Origin of the sequence: Metallosphaera tengchongensis (assembly GCF_013343295.1) — an archaeon.
Classification (GTDB): Archaea; Thermoproteota; Thermoprotei_A; order Sulfolobales; family Sulfolobaceae; genus Metallosphaera; species Metallosphaera tengchongensis.
In genome coordinates this window covers 70280-86579 of record NZ_CP049074.1, presented here as the reverse complement: position 1 = coordinate 86579, position 16300 = coordinate 70280, and the positions used below count along the sequence as shown (strand labels likewise).

The window sequence follows — 16300 nt, the reverse complement described above, 5'->3', positions numbered from 1 at the left end:
GGAATAAAAAACCTTGTTTACTTTCTCCTCAGTAGCCTAAGGATTCTGAGAAGAAAAAATAGGAGTCCTAACCTTGATCTCCTGTGTTTCATAAATGTACTTAGCTTTCGTCATTTAAATTCTTGATCCTGAACCAGCGGTACAGTGTCACGTTCGGTCAATAAGGGCCCTCTTAATCTCCTCCACCACCTCAGGGTCGTCCAGAATAGAAGGATCCACGTGCCTCCCCAATACGACGTCTTTAAGTATTCTCCTCATGACCTTCCCGCTCCTGGACTTTGGGAGCCTATTCACCTTGACGACCTTGTCAACTAAGTATATCGGCCCCAACCTGTTTCTGATCTCTCTTACCACATCCTCCTCATGGACGTCCCCTACTATGAAGAGAACCAACTTCTCTCCCTTTATCTCATCAGGAACCCCAACGGCCCCTACGTCCTTTACTCCAGGTATCTCAGAAACAACGCTCTCAACCTCTCCGCTCGTTATTCTGTGTCCTGCAACCTTGATCATATCATCGCTTCTTCCGACGATCTTTACATACATCCCATCCATAATCCCCATGTCCCCAGTATCGTGCCCCCCGTATTTGAAGTACTCCTTAAATTTAGCCTCATTGTTCCACACCCCCACAAACTTGGTAGGGAAAGGAGACTTGAGTACCAAATGCCCAGGAGTTCCCTTGACCTCCTTACCTTCATCGTCCACGGTCACAAGAACTGCCCCCGGGAATGGTACTCCAGCGAATCCTCTCCTTGACTCAACCCCCAAGGAGAAGGGGGTGCCTACCAAGTACCCAGTCTCTGACTGTCCGTAGATATCTGTGACCTTGTCGGCTACCCTCTCTGCGTAGTCCCACGACTTATCGTCCATGATTTCACCGGCAGTCGCTAGGTACTCAACTCTCCTAATCTTTAGGTCCATGATTCTCAGCATCCTGAGGAGAGTCGGGGAGGTGAAAAAGACCTTAGGGTCTTCCATTTCCACTATTGAGCCTATCCTGTCCTTGGGGTAGTCTGGCGCTCCCTCCATGAACACCAGCTTCCCCCCGTGTAGGAGAGTTCCGTACATTATCCTGGAAAACGTTATCCACCCCACGTCAGCGGTTGTGAAGACAGTATCCCCTTCTCTCAGCGAAAAGAGAATTTGAAAAGTGGTATAGTGGCCCACCATCCATGAGCCGTGGGGGAGAACTATACCCTTAGGTCTCCCAGTTGTCCCTGAAGTATACATAACCATCATGGGGGAGTTGGACTCCACCTGTACTGCCTGCGTGAAATCTCCGTCCCACCCTGGCGTGTTCCTGTCCAGCAGGACGTCCCCGAATTTTAGTGGAATTTTCTGTCCCCTCCTCTTGGTGTAAGATGTGGAGAGCACTAGTTTAGGAGAGAAATCCTGGATCCTGGACTTTACAGCCTCCTCCCCTAGACCCGCGAAAATCACTGTGTAAATTACGCCCATTTTGGCGCAGGCTAAAATTGAAGCGATGGTCTCGGGGATATTCGGCATATGTATGGCAACCCTATCGCCTGGTTTAACTCCTCTCTCCTTCAAAATGTTTACAACCTTCTCCGTGAGGGAGGCAAGTTCAGAGTAGGTTAACTCTCTCCTCTCCCCCTCTCCGTACCACACTAGGGCTATTCCTTCGTGGGAGAGAACGTTATCGGAGATGTTGGTCATTCCGTTCAGGAACCACCTCTGCCCAGACAGCGTGGTGTCCCATTTCCTGGACCAGATAAGCCTGGACGCGAATGAATCCCAATAGAGACTCGGTTCGTCAATTGCCTTAGCGTAGGCTGAGCTGTAGTCCATGGTATTGTATAAAAACTCACGGTTAAATAACCATGACTACGATCGACTCGGGTTGAGCAAAAGGTCTATGCCATTATCTCATGTCAGGCGGAAAGCCCTTTTTCGGTCGTAGCTTTTATAAAAGGAAAAGAAAGCCTGCCTTTAGGGCGAGGAGGAGGTCAGACAAACCGAAAAGGGATAGATCTGGACGCTTCAAGTAGGGTTGGAGGAAAAGCAAAAGAACTGTCTGTGGGAGTTTCACTTACCAGTCCCTCTGATCCCTGAGAGTTAACATCATGGCTTTTATCGCGAACCTGTAATCGTATTTAATGAACCCTAAAATACTATTGAGGACTAGAGCCTCATTGGGAGAAGGACCAGTTTGGGATCCCAAGATGGAAAGGCTTCTCTGGGTCGATATTGAGGGAGGTAAATTACACATAACAACTAACGTGGAGGGCGAAGTTTCAGACCAGGTCCTGGTCGCTCCTGAGATGGTCTCCTCTATAGGTCTTACTGAGAGCTCCTTCCTGGTTTCCGCTCGTCAAAGCCTGTACAGATACGACGGGAGTTTCAAGGAGCTAGGTTCCATTAAGGACGTTCCACAAGTGAGGTTTAATGACGGGAAGTGCGGACCCGACGGTAACTTCTGGGTCGGCACAATGGACCTAGGAGAGAAGGACGAGATAGGGAAGCTCTACGTTTTCAACGGAAGGTTTAAGGTAATTGTGGATAAGCTAATTATTTCCAACGGGTTGGATTGGTTTAGGGACGTCTTCTACCTTGTGGATAGTCCAAAGAAGAGGGTCTACGCCTTTAGGGTCAAGGGAGAGGAACTCGAGAGCTTGGGGGTTGCAGTGGAAACCTGGGACTACCCTGGCGTCCCAGACGGTATGACTGTGGACTTGTCGGGTAACCTGTGGATTGCCCACTACGGAGGAGGAATTATAACCAAATGGGAGCCATTCTCCAGAAAGCCCATCTTGGAAGTTAAAATGCCAGTGAAGATAGTTACATCTCTGACCTTTGGAGGGAAAGACCTGGATAAAATTTTCGTCACATCTTCGTCTAGGGCTGGAGAGGAGCTCGGCGGTTCCCTCTTCGTTTTAGAGACCGACGAGAAGGGTAGGGAGCCACACCTATGTAAGGAGTGGATTTAGCTCTCTGATCAGCGAAGTCATGAAAGAAGAGTGAATCAGCGATGTATTGTAATGTTCCACGTTGCATTCTAAATTTCGGGTATTTCTTTTTATAGCTATATTTTTTAATATTTCAGCCTCATCCTTAGCTAGATAAACCTCGTACCCTTAGTTTCTTGACGTCTTCAGCTAGTTCTCTCGACAAAATTGGTCATTTTGAAAGTTCCGTTTTTTAATCAGTCATTTACACTTCCTAAAGAAACTTTAATATATGATGATTAGCCCTTTAACTATATGGTTCAGTACAAGTGGGTAGCATTATCTAACACAAGCCTTGGCGTTTTCATGGGCTTCATGAACGCCAACATAGTTCTCATATCTTTGCCAGCAATATTTAGGGGTATAAACGTCAATCCTTTCAACTCCTTTCAGTACCTCCTCTGGATACTGTTTGGGTACAGCATAGTGTCAGCTATCCTTGTTGTGAACGTCGGTAGGCTGTCTGACATATTCGGTAGGGTAAGGATGTACAACCTCGGTTTCCTCATATTTACAGTCGCATCAGTTCTGTTGTACTTAACTCCAGGACAAGGGTCAATAGCAGCGTTACAGTTGGTGATTTACAGGATAATACAGGGGATAGGGGGCTCATTCCTGATGGCAAACAGCGCTGCCATTCTCTCTGAGGCTTTCCCGCCTAAGGAGAGGGGCTTTGCATTAGGTCTCAACGGCGTCATAGGGATATTTGGAGGAGTTGCAGGAATAATTATAGGAGGGATCCTTGCCTCAATATATTGGAGGGACGTTTTCCTAGTCAGTGTACCTATAGGTATCCTGGGAACCCTCTGGTCAATGAAGTCCTTAAGGCAACTCTCGAAGCCAAACAGAAATCAGAGGTTGGACATACCGGGAAACATAATTTTCGCAGTTGCTTTAATCCTTCTTCTTGTGGGAATCACTTACGGGATCTTACCTTATGGTAGCCAAGTCACCGGTTGGGGAAACCCATACGTTATATCAAGTATTCTAGCAGGACTCGTGATGTTGGGCGCTTTCGTTTACGTAGAGTCGCGGTCTAAGGACCCAATGTTTAGAATCGAGTTATTCAAGATAAGGGCTTTCTCGGCCTCTGCCTTCGCCATCCTCTTAGCTCAACTTGCCTTCGGGGGTCTACAGCTCATGTTAGTTTTATTACTCCAAGCTATATGGCTTCCCCTTCACGGTTACAGCTACGCAATTACTCCATTTTGGGCTGGGATATACTTGCTACCTCTATTGGCGGGCTTCGGTATCATGGGCTCCATCGCTGGAAAGCTCTCAGACAGGTATGGGGCTAGGGTTCTCTCTACACTAGGCTTGATTATCATGGGAACCGGTATGTTGTTTCTAACTCAGTTGTCCTATAACTTTGATTACCTACAGTTCGCATTGACCATATTTTTCATTGGGGTTGGTAACGGTCTTTTCGTTTCTCCCAACATGGCATCCCTCATGAACGCCTCTCCTCCTCAACATAGAGGTTCAGCTTCGGGGATAAGGGCGATGCTGACTAACACTGGAAGTACCCTGAGTATAGGGATATTCTTCACCATAGTGATAGAGGTTCTATACCTAGCCGGTCCCTCCTCAATTAGCTCTAGTCTGTCAGCTGCCGGTGCTTCCCAGTTGATCCCCTATTTCTCAAAGATACCTCCAACCGCGTCAATTTTCGCGGCATTCCTAGGGTATAACCCAGTGTCAGCTATTTTGTCCCAGCTACCAGCCAGCGTAGCCAGCAGCATTCCCAGTTCCGTGGTCTCTACAATAACTTCCAACACCTGGTTCCCCCAGGCCATAGCTCCCGCTTTTATGGGGGCTTTGAGAACAGCGTTCCTGATAGGAGCTATACTAGCATATGTAGCTGCAGTCTCCTCCGCACTGAGGGGGAGAACTATAATTTATGAGGAAAGGGTTATTGAGAGCAGCACAAACCAGAAGTGAGGTCTCAATCTCAGTGGTTTAAATCTAGGCAATTACAAAACGATGAAAGCCTCGCCTTTCAACTGGAAGTCAACTATACTCAGGATCCTCATTCAAGGTATATTTTGCAAAACCATTTTACTCTATACATTCCTAATTGTTCTTATGGATTGTATCGTTCTCAGCAACGTTGTGAAAAGGTTCGGTAACGTATACGCCATCAATGGACTTACCTTTTCCATTCCCTGCGGGGGTAGATACGCTCTACTTGGCCCTAACGGTGCAGGTAAATCCACCACCATGAAGATACTGGCGGGTCTAATAAAACAGGATAGCGGTGACGTCTCGATTAAAGGGATGAAACCTGGGACCAAGCAGGTCAAGAAGTTCCTTGCTTATCTCCCTGAAGATCCGGTGCCCTATAGGATCCTCACGGCAAGGGAAAACTTGGAGTATTTCGCCTCATTGAGGGGGATACCTGACCCCAAGGGAAGGGCAGAGGAGCTTTTGGAGTTGCTGGACTTGAAACAATACGAGAAGGTCCAGGCTGGTAAACTCTCTAGGGGGAACCAACAGAAGTTGTCTCTTGCCCTAGTATTGATACATAACCCTGAGATAGTTCTTCTGGACGAACCCTTGAACTACCTGGATATCCCCACACAGGAGAAGGTCATTGGACTCTTGAGAAACTTGAACTCCACCTTCCTCATCTCAACGCACATTATGTCCATCGCCTCAAGGCTCACAGACCACGTGGTCATGATATCCAAGGGTAGAGTAGTGTGGACTGGTAGCATATCAGACCTTAAGGCTATGGGGAGGGAGGACGAACCAATAGAGAGCGTTGTCTCCAGGATGATGAGCAATGATCTCTAAGCTTGTGAAGACCATAATATTTTCGAGGTTTCCAAAGAGCACTATTCTAGTAATTTTAGCCATAGACCTCTTGCTGGTCTTGAGCGACTTCCCCTCTCACCCAGTTTCGAGGGCTTTATCCCCAGAGTTCTCCCTTTTGTCCATTACGTACATAACGTTTCTGGTCGCCATCTCTCCCTTCAACTCTAGGTTCAATCTGGTCACCAAGTCGGACTGGGACTTCCTCATCATGGTTCCAGCAGATGATAGGGAGTTAATCTTGAGCTTGGTCTTGGGATACTTTCTAGTGAGCCTCCTGTTCTCAGCAGTGTTTCTAGCCTGGTTCCTGTTTGCTCTGGGACTGGTCGGATTGCTGATACCCCCCTTCCTTGCCCTTATAGTCTCCTCTGCGTCAGCGTCGGTCTACAATCTAGGCCTCAAGTTTAAGGCTTTAGTCAGCGTTTTAATGGGCATATGGTTTGCGTCAGCCCTCCTCAGGTTCCCTTTCAGTCCCCTCTCCATGTTCGAGGGTTACCCCTACGGGTACTTCATTTTGCCCATATTTTCCCTCACCTTATTTGGGATAGCCCTCAGGAGGTTCAACTTCACCAATTTCTCCACCTTGTCTTACACTCCCCCAGGCAAGCAGGAGATCAAAACGGAGATATCCTTCAGCTCCAGAAATCCTCTCCTACTTATGCTGACCAAGAACCTGAAAATATTTGAGATAGGCGGAAGGATGAATCTCATGGGGAGCTATACCTACGTCTCCAGGAGGATTGAGTGGTGGAAGGTCTTGGCTATATCAACCGCGTCCTCCGTGGCTGCTTACTTCCTGGCGTCTAGGTTTCCTGGAACTGTGTTCTACGTCGCTTTCGCAACTTGGCTCTTCTCAGTTTCCTATTCCAATTCAGCTTTCATGTCAGAGCCAATCTGGCTTGACATGAACGTTATGAACCCCATTGAATTTGCGAGGTACTATCTGTTGAGCAAGTTACTCTCCATGGTCTTGGTACTTCTACCGGTGTCTATTTCAGTCGCGGCACTGGGATACTTACCCCTTGGGATAGGTATTCTAGTAGACGTTCCCTTGGGCTCCATAATGATCATGTCTCTCTACGCTAGGTTCTACCAAATAAACCTCCAAAACCCCATGACGTTTTCCCTGTCAAGATACTTGGTTGGGTTCCTAACTTTCCTCCCCTTCGTTGGGGTCTTAATACAGTTCTTCCTACCCTTGATCTCGGTAACCTTAGGAGCTACGATCTATGAGGCCATAATATCTATTCCCTTCCTGCTTTCAAAGGGGTATTGGGAAAAGGTCATAGAAAAGTACGTGACAACAGTCACCTAATACGGATTAAGTACGGTTAACCCACAGGAAAAACCCACGTCTACTCCACCTCGAAAGCGTTTGTCTTCCCTGCTTTGGATAAACAGAAAGTAATTCTCTCCGGAAAACCTGAGGGGGTCACCTTGAGCTCAACGCATATGCCCCTTTCTACCTCCCTCTGAACCTCCTCAAACTCATCAGAACCGCATTTGCAAACTCCTCTAGGTTCGAAGTACTCCCTTCCGCAGGACTTGCAGGAGTGGATCATCACGGTTCATCACCAAATATAGCTACCGTTGCCGAGTTGCCAAAACCGGCCATGCTAAGGGTCAGCCCAACCCTCCCTTTAACCTGTCTAACACCTGCCTCGCCTCTTATCTGTAGGTAAGCTTCCACAGCTTGAGCCACTCCGCTAGCTCCTATGGGATGGCCTTTGGAGTTCAGCCCCCCACTTGTGTTTATGGGGATATCCCCGTCGATCTCCGTTCTCCCGTCAAGGTAATACGTCCAGCCCTTACCCCTCTCCAGGATACCTAGGGCTTCTCCCTCAGCAATCTCAAGTATGGTTGCCATGTCGTGGAGCTCAGCGAAGTCGACCCTGGTCACTTTAGCCTGTCTCATGGCTAAAGCCCCTGCGGTCCTGACTGACCTCATTTCTAGAATGTCTTCCCTATCCGTTATGTGTGAGGAGTCTGACGCCATAGCTATCCCCTTCACGTAAACGGGCTTACTGGTGAAGCTCATCGCGTCCTCATCCCTCGTCATGAGGAGGGAGGCTGAACCATCGCTTATGGGACAGAACTCGTATTGCCTAAGTGGATCAGCAACCACGTTTGACCTCAGAACTTCTTCTACGGTTACCTCTTTCCTTATGTGGGCGAAAGGGTTCTTAGCCCCGTTCTTGTGGTTTTTGACAGCTACCTGAGCTATGCTCTCCCTTGTAGCGCCGTACCTCTTCATGTAGAGCCTAGCCATGAGAGAAGCCAATGAGGGTACTGAAATCCCCGCTGACCTCTCTCTAGGAGGTAAAAGGGAGGATATGACCGAGGTCACTTCCCTTGTATTCATAGTGGACATTTTCTCAACTCCGATCACTAGGACTGATTTGGCAACCTGAGATTCCAGTAGGCTTTTGGCTACTAGGATTGCGCTCCCTCCGCTACCGCTTGTGTTATCGACCCTAATGGAGGGAATGTAATCCAGGGAGAGGTAGGTTGAGATGAGGTTATTTATCCCTGAGACCCTGCTGAACTCCCCCGAGTAAGAGTTAGATACCACGATGAAGTCGACCTCCCCTCCGAATTTCCTTAGGATAGGAAGTGAGGATTGTTTTGCCAACTGGAAAAGGTCTTCCTCCCTTTTGCCGAACTGGGTAAGGGAGGCATCTACTATTGCTACCATCTACCTAAGAAGAGGGAGTTTGTTTAAATTTCTTACTTAGTGCTTTTACCTAGGACAGTATATTAGATAAGTAATGATTAATTACCAAACATCTCACATTATCATAACAATCAAAGAGTAAGCCTTCCTCTCCGAAGGACTGTCATTCCACTTAACCCTTTGTGCTTTTACTCTTGTAAAAGAATTTAAATATTTCAAATACAATTTGTCTATTTAATAGTATGTATAAAAATCTGAGATATATTTAAATAACATGAGATCCAATATGTTGGAGTGATACCTTGAATTCCACGATAAGTTTTAAAAAATTGGCCCGTGGGATCGGAAAAACTGTCATAATAGGTATAGTAATTGTTATAATAGTTGTGGGGGCCATAGCTGCCATAGAGCTAACCTCAAGTCACAGATCAACTACGGTAACAACTCCAACCAACGTCACAACCACTACGCCTCCAACGACATCTCAAAACGTCACAATCACGTATTTTGATGACCTGTCACAATCGGAGGCGTCGGTTATGCAGAACGTGATAATTCCGCAATTCGAGAAGGAATACCCCAACATTCACATTAACTACGTGGACGAAGGGGCAACCGACATAGTGAAGAGCGTGGAGGAGCTGGAGCTCAGCGGTAACGTTGGACCAGTGATAATTGGTGAGGACAATCTAGTAATAGGGGAACTTCTAAACGGAGGTTACTTAATGAACATCACTCCTTACTCTAGCCAGATCCTAGCCAACGTCTCCCTGATACCGTCTATGATAAAACTAGTTCAATATGAGCAGACTGTTTACCACGGAGAGTTCTTCATTCCTCTGAGAGGAAACATTCCACTGGTCTGGTACAACGCTACCCTGTTCAACCAGATGGGAATAGCCCCACCTCAAAATTGGTCTCAACTTATGCAAGTGGCCTCGGAGATAAAGGCTAAGACTGGGGTTGCCCCCATCATGTTCCAAGGGCATGGCGGTGCTAGCACCTATACCGAACTTTACCAGTGGATGGTTCAAGCTGGAGGAAATCCATTCCTATTCAATGACTCTGGGGACGTCTTGGCCTTCCAGTACCTGTACAACCTGTCCCAGTACTTTACCCCTGGTTACGTCCACGGCTATTGGGGGAGCTACAAGGGTCTCCTAAGCGGTACATACTACATGATAGACTATCAGTGGCCCTATATCTACAGCGTAATCTCTAGCGAGGGGGCTAACATAAGTCACGTAGGGTTCTATCCAGGGCCAGTAGGACCTGCTAACGGGGACCATTTGGTCGGAGGAGACGTGTTAGCAATACCTAAGGGAGCTACTGATATACCTGATTTGATACTTTTCGCCAAGTTCCTACTTTCGACGCAGGTACAGAGGGACTTCATCATTTACTTATCATGGCCAGCGGTGAACCAGCAGGCTTACAACAACCTGCCCAGTAACATAAGCGCGCTGTACAAGGCTGAGGAGGAGGCAATGAACAACGCTTTCTTCAGAGAGCCCGTGCCTTGGATCACTGTGTGGGGACAGATAGCTGACAAGGTTTTTGATACCATAATAGTGGATCACGCGCCCTATAGTCAGATACCCAGCATCCTGAGCCAAGCCAATCAGGAGATGTACAACTATCTAGTTCAGAACTACAATAGCACGATAGCCCAGAACTATGAACAAGGAGTTTATGGTCCGCTCTACGGGTGATGGGAGTGAAGTTAACCCCTTTTTTACTTGTTCTCCCAGCGGTGGGGTACATAGTAGCTTTCTCTTTTTTTCCAACAATTGATGCAGTTTACTTGAGCTTTCAGGACCCTCATGGAGGTCTCTCCCTGCATAACTATCAGGAGCTCTCATACTTTAACGTGGGCGGGGCCATAGTGGACACTGTCCTGGTAACCGTAGGAGCGCTACTTATACAACTGGCACTGGGTTTCCTGGTAGCCTCGGTACTGAGCAGGGAGTTCAGGGGGAAAAAAGCCCTTTCCACGGCGGCCATAATCCCTATGGGAGTAGCTACCGTGGTAGCTGCCATTACGTTCAGCTTCATTTTCCAAACTTCTGGAGGATATGCCAATACAGTGGTGCACTCAATCCTCGGGACTAACGTTAACTGGTATCAGTCATCCCTCTCCTCCTTACTGGTGGTCATGATAGCTGACAGTTGGAAGAACACTCCCATAGTTTCCTTAATACTCCTTGCTGGGATGTCCTCAATACCTAGGGAGTTGTACTACTCAGCTGCCATAGACGGTGCAGGACCAGTGAGGAGGTTCATCCATGTGACCCTTCCCAACTTGAGGAGTTTCATAGGAGTTGCCCTGATTCTGAGGGGAGTCCAAGAGTTTAACATATTCGCCTTACCCCTTATACTTGTGGGGGACCACCCTCCCTTGTTGACCACCTTAGTTTACAATCTTTACACAACAACTTTCCCTGAGGTGGGGCTTGCGTTGGCAGCTGCGACCGTTCTCTTGGGTTTTATCCTAGTCTTCATGGGCGTAGTGATTAAGTTGACTGGAGGTAGAACAACGTGAAATGGGCTTACATAGGTGCAATATTCGTTGGGGTGTACTTCCTTTTACCCTTGTACATCCTCTTCCTACTTGCCTTCAATACCCCTCAGTACACGATCTTGGCTAGGTATCCCAGTTTCGCCCCCATATCCCTGACTCTGGCTAACTTAGCTTCGTCACTGCAGGGATCGTCCTTCATAGATCCTCTTGTGAAGAGCTTAGAGACCGCAACTTTGGTGGGCATAATAACTGTGATACTAGCTATACCCGCAGGCTATGGTTTAAGTAGGCTACCAAGGGGGGTTGCTTATCCAATCCTGGTTCTCCTACTTGTGACTAACATGATGCCAGCTATCGTGATAGGCATTCCAATCGCTGTGGAATTCATAAAGCTTCACCTCTTCGAGACCGTGGAAGGACTTTCCCTAGCCCAGACCCTTATTACGTTGCCTTTGGCAACCTTTATACTACAGGGAACCTTCTCTTCAATTCCTGTGGATCTGGAGAACCAGGCGAGGATCGATGGAGCTGGCCTTCTTAGAAGGCTGTTCTCTGTTCTCCTTCCTTTAGCAGCGCCTGGTATAGCTGCAGCGTTCCTAATTTCCTGGATGTTTTCATGGGACGAGTTCACGTACGCGATCCTTTTGATTCCTTTCCACTCTACCTTACCAGTGACTATTTACTCCGACGTAACAAGAGGGAATCTACTGGCAGGTGTTGCGTTTTCGCTAGTATTCACCCTACCAGTAATTGCTCTCACTTTAGCATTACAGAAATACTTGAGAGGAGAATATTTAGCAGGGGGTATTAAGGGATGACGGTAGAACTCATTGAGATAACGAAGATTTACGGGAACAAGAAGGTTCTGGACGGAGTAACTGAGAAGATAGAGAGCGGGGAGTTCTTCGTAATTCTAGGTCCAAGCGGAGAGGGCAAGTCTACGCTATTGAGGATAATGGCGGGGATAGAGAAGCCAGACAAGGGGAAGATGGTGGTCGATGGTAAGGAGATTACCAACTTGCCTCCAGAGAAGAGGAACGTAGCTATGGTTTTCCAGAATTACGCTCTCTATCCCAACATGAGCGTAAGGGACAACATAGCGTTCCCCCTTAAGATGAAGGGGCTCAAAAGGGAGGAGATAAATGAGAGGGTGGAAAAGGTAGCCGGTCTCCTGGGAATAGCTGAGATCTTGGATAAGAAAGTGACTAAAATTAGCGGAGGGCAACAGCAGAGAGTCGCCATAGCTAGAGCCATAGTGAGGAGTCCATCATATTACTTGTTAGATGAGCCTTTGAGCAATCTAGACGCGAGGATGAGGACCGTAGCCAGAGGAGAACTTAAGAGGATTCAGAAGGAACTTAAAGGAACGTTCATATATGTTACCCACGACCAGAAGGAAGCCCTAAGTCTTGCCGACAGGGTAGCTGTTCTTCATGCAGGTAAGTTCGAGCAGGTCAGTAAGCCAAAGGATCTGTACGACTATCCAAGGACAAAGTGGGTTGCAGAGTTCATAGGGGATTTCCCAATGAACTTCCTACCGGGTGAGGTCATTGGCGAGAAATGTCAGGAAGTTGGATTCAGACCAGAGTGGGTGAGTGTTGGGAAGGGAGAGTACACATGTTCCGTTGAGGCTGTGGAGGCCGTGGGCGATTCGAGATACCTAGTCTGCGTGTTTAAGGGTTATGGGATAACCATACTATCTGAGGATTATTATGATGTTGGGGACGAAGTTAGGTTCGAGGTAAACCAGTTCAGAAAGTTCAAGAACGGACTCCTCGAAGAGTATTAGACAGTATTCAAGTCCTTCAAGAAGTTAGACTTTTTAAGAAATCAGGGCTTAGGGACTTAAGCGGGCCCTTCGACAACTCCATATTATCCGGTAAACATATTTAGGGAGGTTTCATTTCATCTGGACTTCCCTTACTTCAATGGGGGTCTGCTAAACGGATATTATGGAAAGGGTAACATAAAAAAGTGAAATGAGAGGTAACGCCAATATCGCATACTCACCCCTGGATAGGAGCAGGGAAGCTAGAACCACGGAAGTTCCGCCAGAGAACAACGCAGAGAGCTGATACGCTAAACCTGTCATGGTAACCCTATGTTTAGGATCGTAGAGTTCAGCCAGGTAGGCACCCTGTGGGGCGTAAGCCAGGGAGTCCCCTATCCCGAACATGAGGAAGGAGGCGTAAACCAAGTAATTCCACCTCAAGATGAGGGATAAACTCAGGAGGACAGCTGACGAAAACATGACCATCATCCCCGCTCTAATGATCTGCCTCCTTCCCTTGATGTCAGACAAAGCCCCCATGGGCACCATCAGGAACGTCTCCTCAATCGCCATGGCGAGGACAGGGAGCACTCCTACCCTAAGACCAGCCTCAAGGATCAGGGGAAGGGAGAAGGACGTAAACAAGTAAAAGTTTGAGCTCTCTCCTGCCTTGACCATAATACCCTTAACAAGTCCCTTTACACCTGAGAGCTCCATGCCTAACTTTACTCCCCGAGTATCGGGGATCTTGAAGGAAATGGCTATGAGAGAGGCTGAGGTCAGTGAAGGGATTAACATGAGCCTTGGAGACAAGCTCACGGTGAGCGCAAGTATAAGACCGAAGGGGACCGAAAGCTGGACTAAGCTCGTCCATGTACCTCTCAAAGTTCTTACCGCTTCAGCGAGGAGGACGGAGGAACTACTCCACCCGCCTCCTAGGGCTAGCCCTATCATGAGGGTAGAGGGAACTGCTAAGATGGGGGTTCCAGCTGAAAGTAGACCGTCTCCTACCGCTATTAAGGAAAGAACTGATATGACCGAGACGCTCCTTCCCCTCTTATCTGCCACCTTACCTAGGACGAAAGCCCCTAGAGGTCTGCAGACGAAGCTCGTGAAGTAAAGAAGTGCAGATCCTACTATGGACAGGTACCGAGGAAAATATAGGGCAGAAAGGAAGCCCAAAGAGAAGAAGGAGTACCAGGAGAGCAGGGTTGTGAGGAACGCTATTGCTGGGATATACTTGTTCACATGATCAAGTCTTTGCTAGAAATTTAACTTATGAAGGTTCAGTGCTTCCTTGCATGGGTCTGAGTTTCATGGGTTTTCATGATAGAATATGAAAAATGTTGACTACTACCTTTAAGGTATAAGACTTTGGTAACTTACTCATTTAGTTTTTAACCATGAGGAGGACACTGACTATATGGACTGCACGGGTTCAATTCTTTCGCTATCTGAGAAAGTGGAGGAGTGCTTCTATGACCGTTCCCATTACCTAAAGTACAGGCTTGCCCTCTCCATTAAGGTAAACGCGTTTCCACTTGAAGGTTTCCTGTACGTCGAGACCAAGGATCCAAACATTGACTTTGTAATTGGTTTCTCAGAGAGGGCTTTCATCAAGGAGATAGATAAGGACTGCGTGAAGTTTGAGAGGGATTTGAGGAAATGTTTGGGTTTTGATCATCTGTACAGTGATGCCAAGTTCCAACAGGGAAAGAGAATATACTTCCCTGACTTAATCCTGGAGGTGGTGAAGGTCTTTACAGGGGAGGAGATCCGGGAATACCTTAAGGAGGAGGTCAAAAACTACGAAATGAAGGACTACGCTACGCTTGAGGGTGTCGAGACTTTTTCGAACCCTTACATAGAGTTCGTCTCGAAATTGAGAGATAAGGACCTAGAGGAACTCGTTTCCATTTCCTCAATTTATCGGTTGCTCAATAACGTCAGGGACAGGATGATGGACTACGACCAGAAGTTCGAGGAGTTCTTCAGGGAGATGGAGGACAGGGTAATTGACATAGCATCAAGACGCGGAATTCCTTTAGATCGGGGAAGGGCTGTGACTTACGATAGGGACAGGATATATGAAGACGAGGAGCACATAGGGGAAATCAACGAACCCTTGAACATTAACTCCATATTGTCGAGGGTTAGGGGTCAATTGGTAACCGATCGGATCAAGGAGTTTCAGGATTACGTGTTGGGGAAAGTAAGGGATAACGAAGTTACCTTGGGGAAGTACCTCATTGCCTTTCGAGGAGTCGTCCTTGACAATTTTGAGAATAGGAGCCTTACCGTTCTTTTGCTGGAGAGACAGCAAGTCCTCCTGAAAACAAGAGAGAACGAGTTCCATTTCAACGTTGAAGGACCTTCCGTCCTCCTCTTCAAGACCTCCCAAGGTAAGATTGAGGTTGTGAGGTGATAAGAGAACAGCAAACCTCGCCCTTTAGGGAGAGGACGGTTTTAGTTTTCTACATCTAAAATACATGCCCCAGGATTTAAGGGTCGGGTTCGGAGGTTTGAGCTCATCTCCGGAATCCGGTCGTTCAAACTCTTTAAAAACTTAGATTTCAATTTAATCAAGTTTTTGGCAATTACCTATTGTGTGGACAACAATTTCATCTACCCCATAAAATTCGATTTTATTCCAACTTATGCTAATAGATTTAGAGTAAATTGTGTTGCGGAAGAACATCTTTAGCCATCTCGTTATTGTGTTCCCTGTTGAGTTCGATGTGAAGTGCATACTTGCTAGCCTATGTTTTAGGCTTCTGAACACTAGTTCTACTAAGCTTTTCTTGCCAAAAGTTTCAACCTCGCGTTTAAACCATGAGAATGCCCTGTAGCCTTATCGTGTAGGAAGACAACTTTATCCCTCCAATTCTCAAGCTTAATACCATTTAATATTACATAAACGTGGAGACCACTCCTAAGACTAGTTAACATGAAGAATTAGCCCAGACTCGTAATGCCTAACAACCCATAAGTAGTAATACTAACCATTAACCCTCAAGACCTCATCAACGAGCAAACGATTCCCCTGCTCAACATCAACCTTAACATCGTAATTAACATTAGCCAACTTATGAAGAGCAAGGTAGTGTGAGGTAGTGAAGTCCTCCAACTTGACAAGTATAATATCAAGGCTAATACAATCTCATCCAAGGGATGAAACCTAGGCTTAAAAGGGTAGAGATAATTTGGGTGAGGGCGAGGAAAAGAAACCTGTTCATCTTCTCACCCTAACAAATAACCTTAAAAATACTTTTCTACAATAAAGAATATTCAATTTATATCAAAACAACCAATTTGTCCACACACCCGAATATCTACGCTTGTGAAACAAGAATTAAGAAGATTAATGAGCTATCTCATGAATTTATTGGAAAGTTACTGTCAATAGACTCCCCTAAGATTAAACTCATTTTATACTTTGTTAACACTTAGAGTGCAGTTACATGGTATAAAAATCAGTCTCTACCAACTTATGAACTAATTTTCTTAAATTCTCTTACTATACACACATTTTATAGCTTATTATATGCCTT

General features: G+C 46.7%; 13 protein-coding genes. 9 read left to right on the top strand and 4 right to left on the bottom strand.

Annotated features, from left to right (window positions below):
* Positions 1-147 precede the first annotated feature (147 nt).
* Positions 148-1812: an AMP-binding protein gene (locus GWK48_RS00405; protein WP_174628579.1), complete on the bottom strand. Its 1665-nt coding sequence runs from the start codon at positions 1810-1812 to the stop codon at positions 148-150.
* A 308-nt stretch (positions 1813-2120) separates the two neighbouring features.
* On the opposite strand from GWK48_RS00405, the gene GWK48_RS00400 reads away from it, so the two are divergent.
* The 4 genes from GWK48_RS00400 to GWK48_RS00385 all read left to right on the top strand — a co-directional run bounded on the left by GWK48_RS00400 (position 2121) and on the right by GWK48_RS00385 (position 7098).
* Complete coding sequence (locus tag GWK48_RS00400) at positions 2121-2951, top strand: SMP-30/gluconolactonase/LRE family protein (RefSeq protein ID WP_174628577.1); 831 nt, start codon at positions 2121-2123, stop codon at positions 2949-2951.
* A 273-nt stretch (positions 2952-3224) separates the two neighbouring features.
* Positions 3225-4910: an MFS transporter gene (locus GWK48_RS00395; protein ID WP_174628575.1), complete on the top strand. Its 1686-nt coding sequence runs from the start codon at positions 3225-3227 to the stop codon at positions 4908-4910.
* 144 nt (positions 4911-5054) lie between these two features.
* Positions 5055-5765: an ABC transporter ATP-binding protein gene (locus GWK48_RS00390; protein WP_174628573.1), complete on the top strand. Its 711-nt coding sequence runs from the start codon at positions 5055-5057 to the stop codon at positions 5763-5765.
* A complete protein-coding gene (locus GWK48_RS00385; RefSeq protein WP_174628571.1) occupies positions 5755-7098 on the top strand; it encodes a hypothetical protein in 1344 nt (447 codons plus the stop codon). The genes GWK48_RS00390 and GWK48_RS00385 overlap by 11 nt, the downstream gene beginning before the upstream one ends.
* 40 nt (positions 7099-7138) lie before the next feature.
* Here the strand turns inward: GWK48_RS00385 and GWK48_RS00380 are convergent, their stop codons facing one another.
* Together GWK48_RS00380 and GWK48_RS00375 are read right to left on the bottom strand one after the other, a co-directional pair.
* Positions 7139-7345, bottom strand: a complete 207-nt coding sequence (locus GWK48_RS00380; RefSeq protein ID WP_246263958.1) for a zinc ribbon domain-containing protein — start codon at positions 7343-7345, stop codon at positions 7139-7141.
* Positions 7345-8478 (bottom strand): thiolase family protein, encoded by a 1134-nt coding sequence (locus GWK48_RS00375; RefSeq protein ID WP_174628568.1) that lies wholly within the window; start codon positions 8476-8478, stop codon positions 7345-7347. The genes GWK48_RS00380 and GWK48_RS00375 overlap by 1 nt, the downstream gene beginning before the upstream one ends.
* Positions 8479-8759: 281 nt before the next feature.
* On the opposite strand from GWK48_RS00375, the gene GWK48_RS00370 reads away from it, so the two are divergent.
* From GWK48_RS00370 to GWK48_RS00355, 4 genes are read left to right on the top strand one after another with little or no spacing between them, the layout of a single operon-like run.
* On the top strand, positions 8760-10169 hold the full coding sequence (locus tag GWK48_RS00370) for an ABC transporter substrate-binding protein (RefSeq protein ID WP_246263845.1): 1410 nt from the start codon (positions 8760-8762) through the stop codon (positions 10167-10169).
* Between the two features lie 5 nt (positions 10170-10174).
* The gene (locus GWK48_RS00365; RefSeq protein ID WP_174628566.1) at positions 10175-10999 is read left to right on the top strand and encodes a carbohydrate ABC transporter permease; all 825 of its coding nucleotides are present in this window, start codon (positions 10175-10177) and stop codon (positions 10997-10999) included.
* Positions 10996-11796 (top strand): carbohydrate ABC transporter permease, encoded by an 801-nt coding sequence (locus tag GWK48_RS00360; protein WP_174628564.1) that lies wholly within the window; start codon positions 10996-10998, stop codon positions 11794-11796. Before GWK48_RS00365 ends, GWK48_RS00360 begins: the two co-directional genes overlap by 4 nt.
* A complete protein-coding gene (locus GWK48_RS00355) occupies positions 11793-12767 on the top strand; it encodes an ABC transporter ATP-binding protein (protein ID WP_174628562.1) in 975 nt (324 codons plus the stop codon). Before GWK48_RS00360 ends, GWK48_RS00355 begins: the two co-directional genes overlap by 4 nt.
* 150 nt (positions 12768-12917) lie before the next feature.
* Here the strand turns inward: GWK48_RS00355 and GWK48_RS00350 are convergent, their stop codons facing one another.
* Positions 12918-13997: an MFS transporter gene (locus GWK48_RS00350; RefSeq protein WP_174628561.1), complete on the bottom strand. Its 1080-nt coding sequence runs from the start codon at positions 13995-13997 to the stop codon at positions 12918-12920.
* A gap of 175 nt (positions 13998-14172) precedes the next feature.
* On the opposite strand from GWK48_RS00350, the gene GWK48_RS00345 reads away from it, so the two are divergent.
* On the top strand, positions 14173-15174 hold the full coding sequence (locus GWK48_RS00345; protein ID WP_174628560.1) for a hypothetical protein: 1002 nt from the start codon (positions 14173-14175) through the stop codon (positions 15172-15174).
* The last annotated feature ends 1126 nt before the right edge of the window (positions 15175-16300 follow it).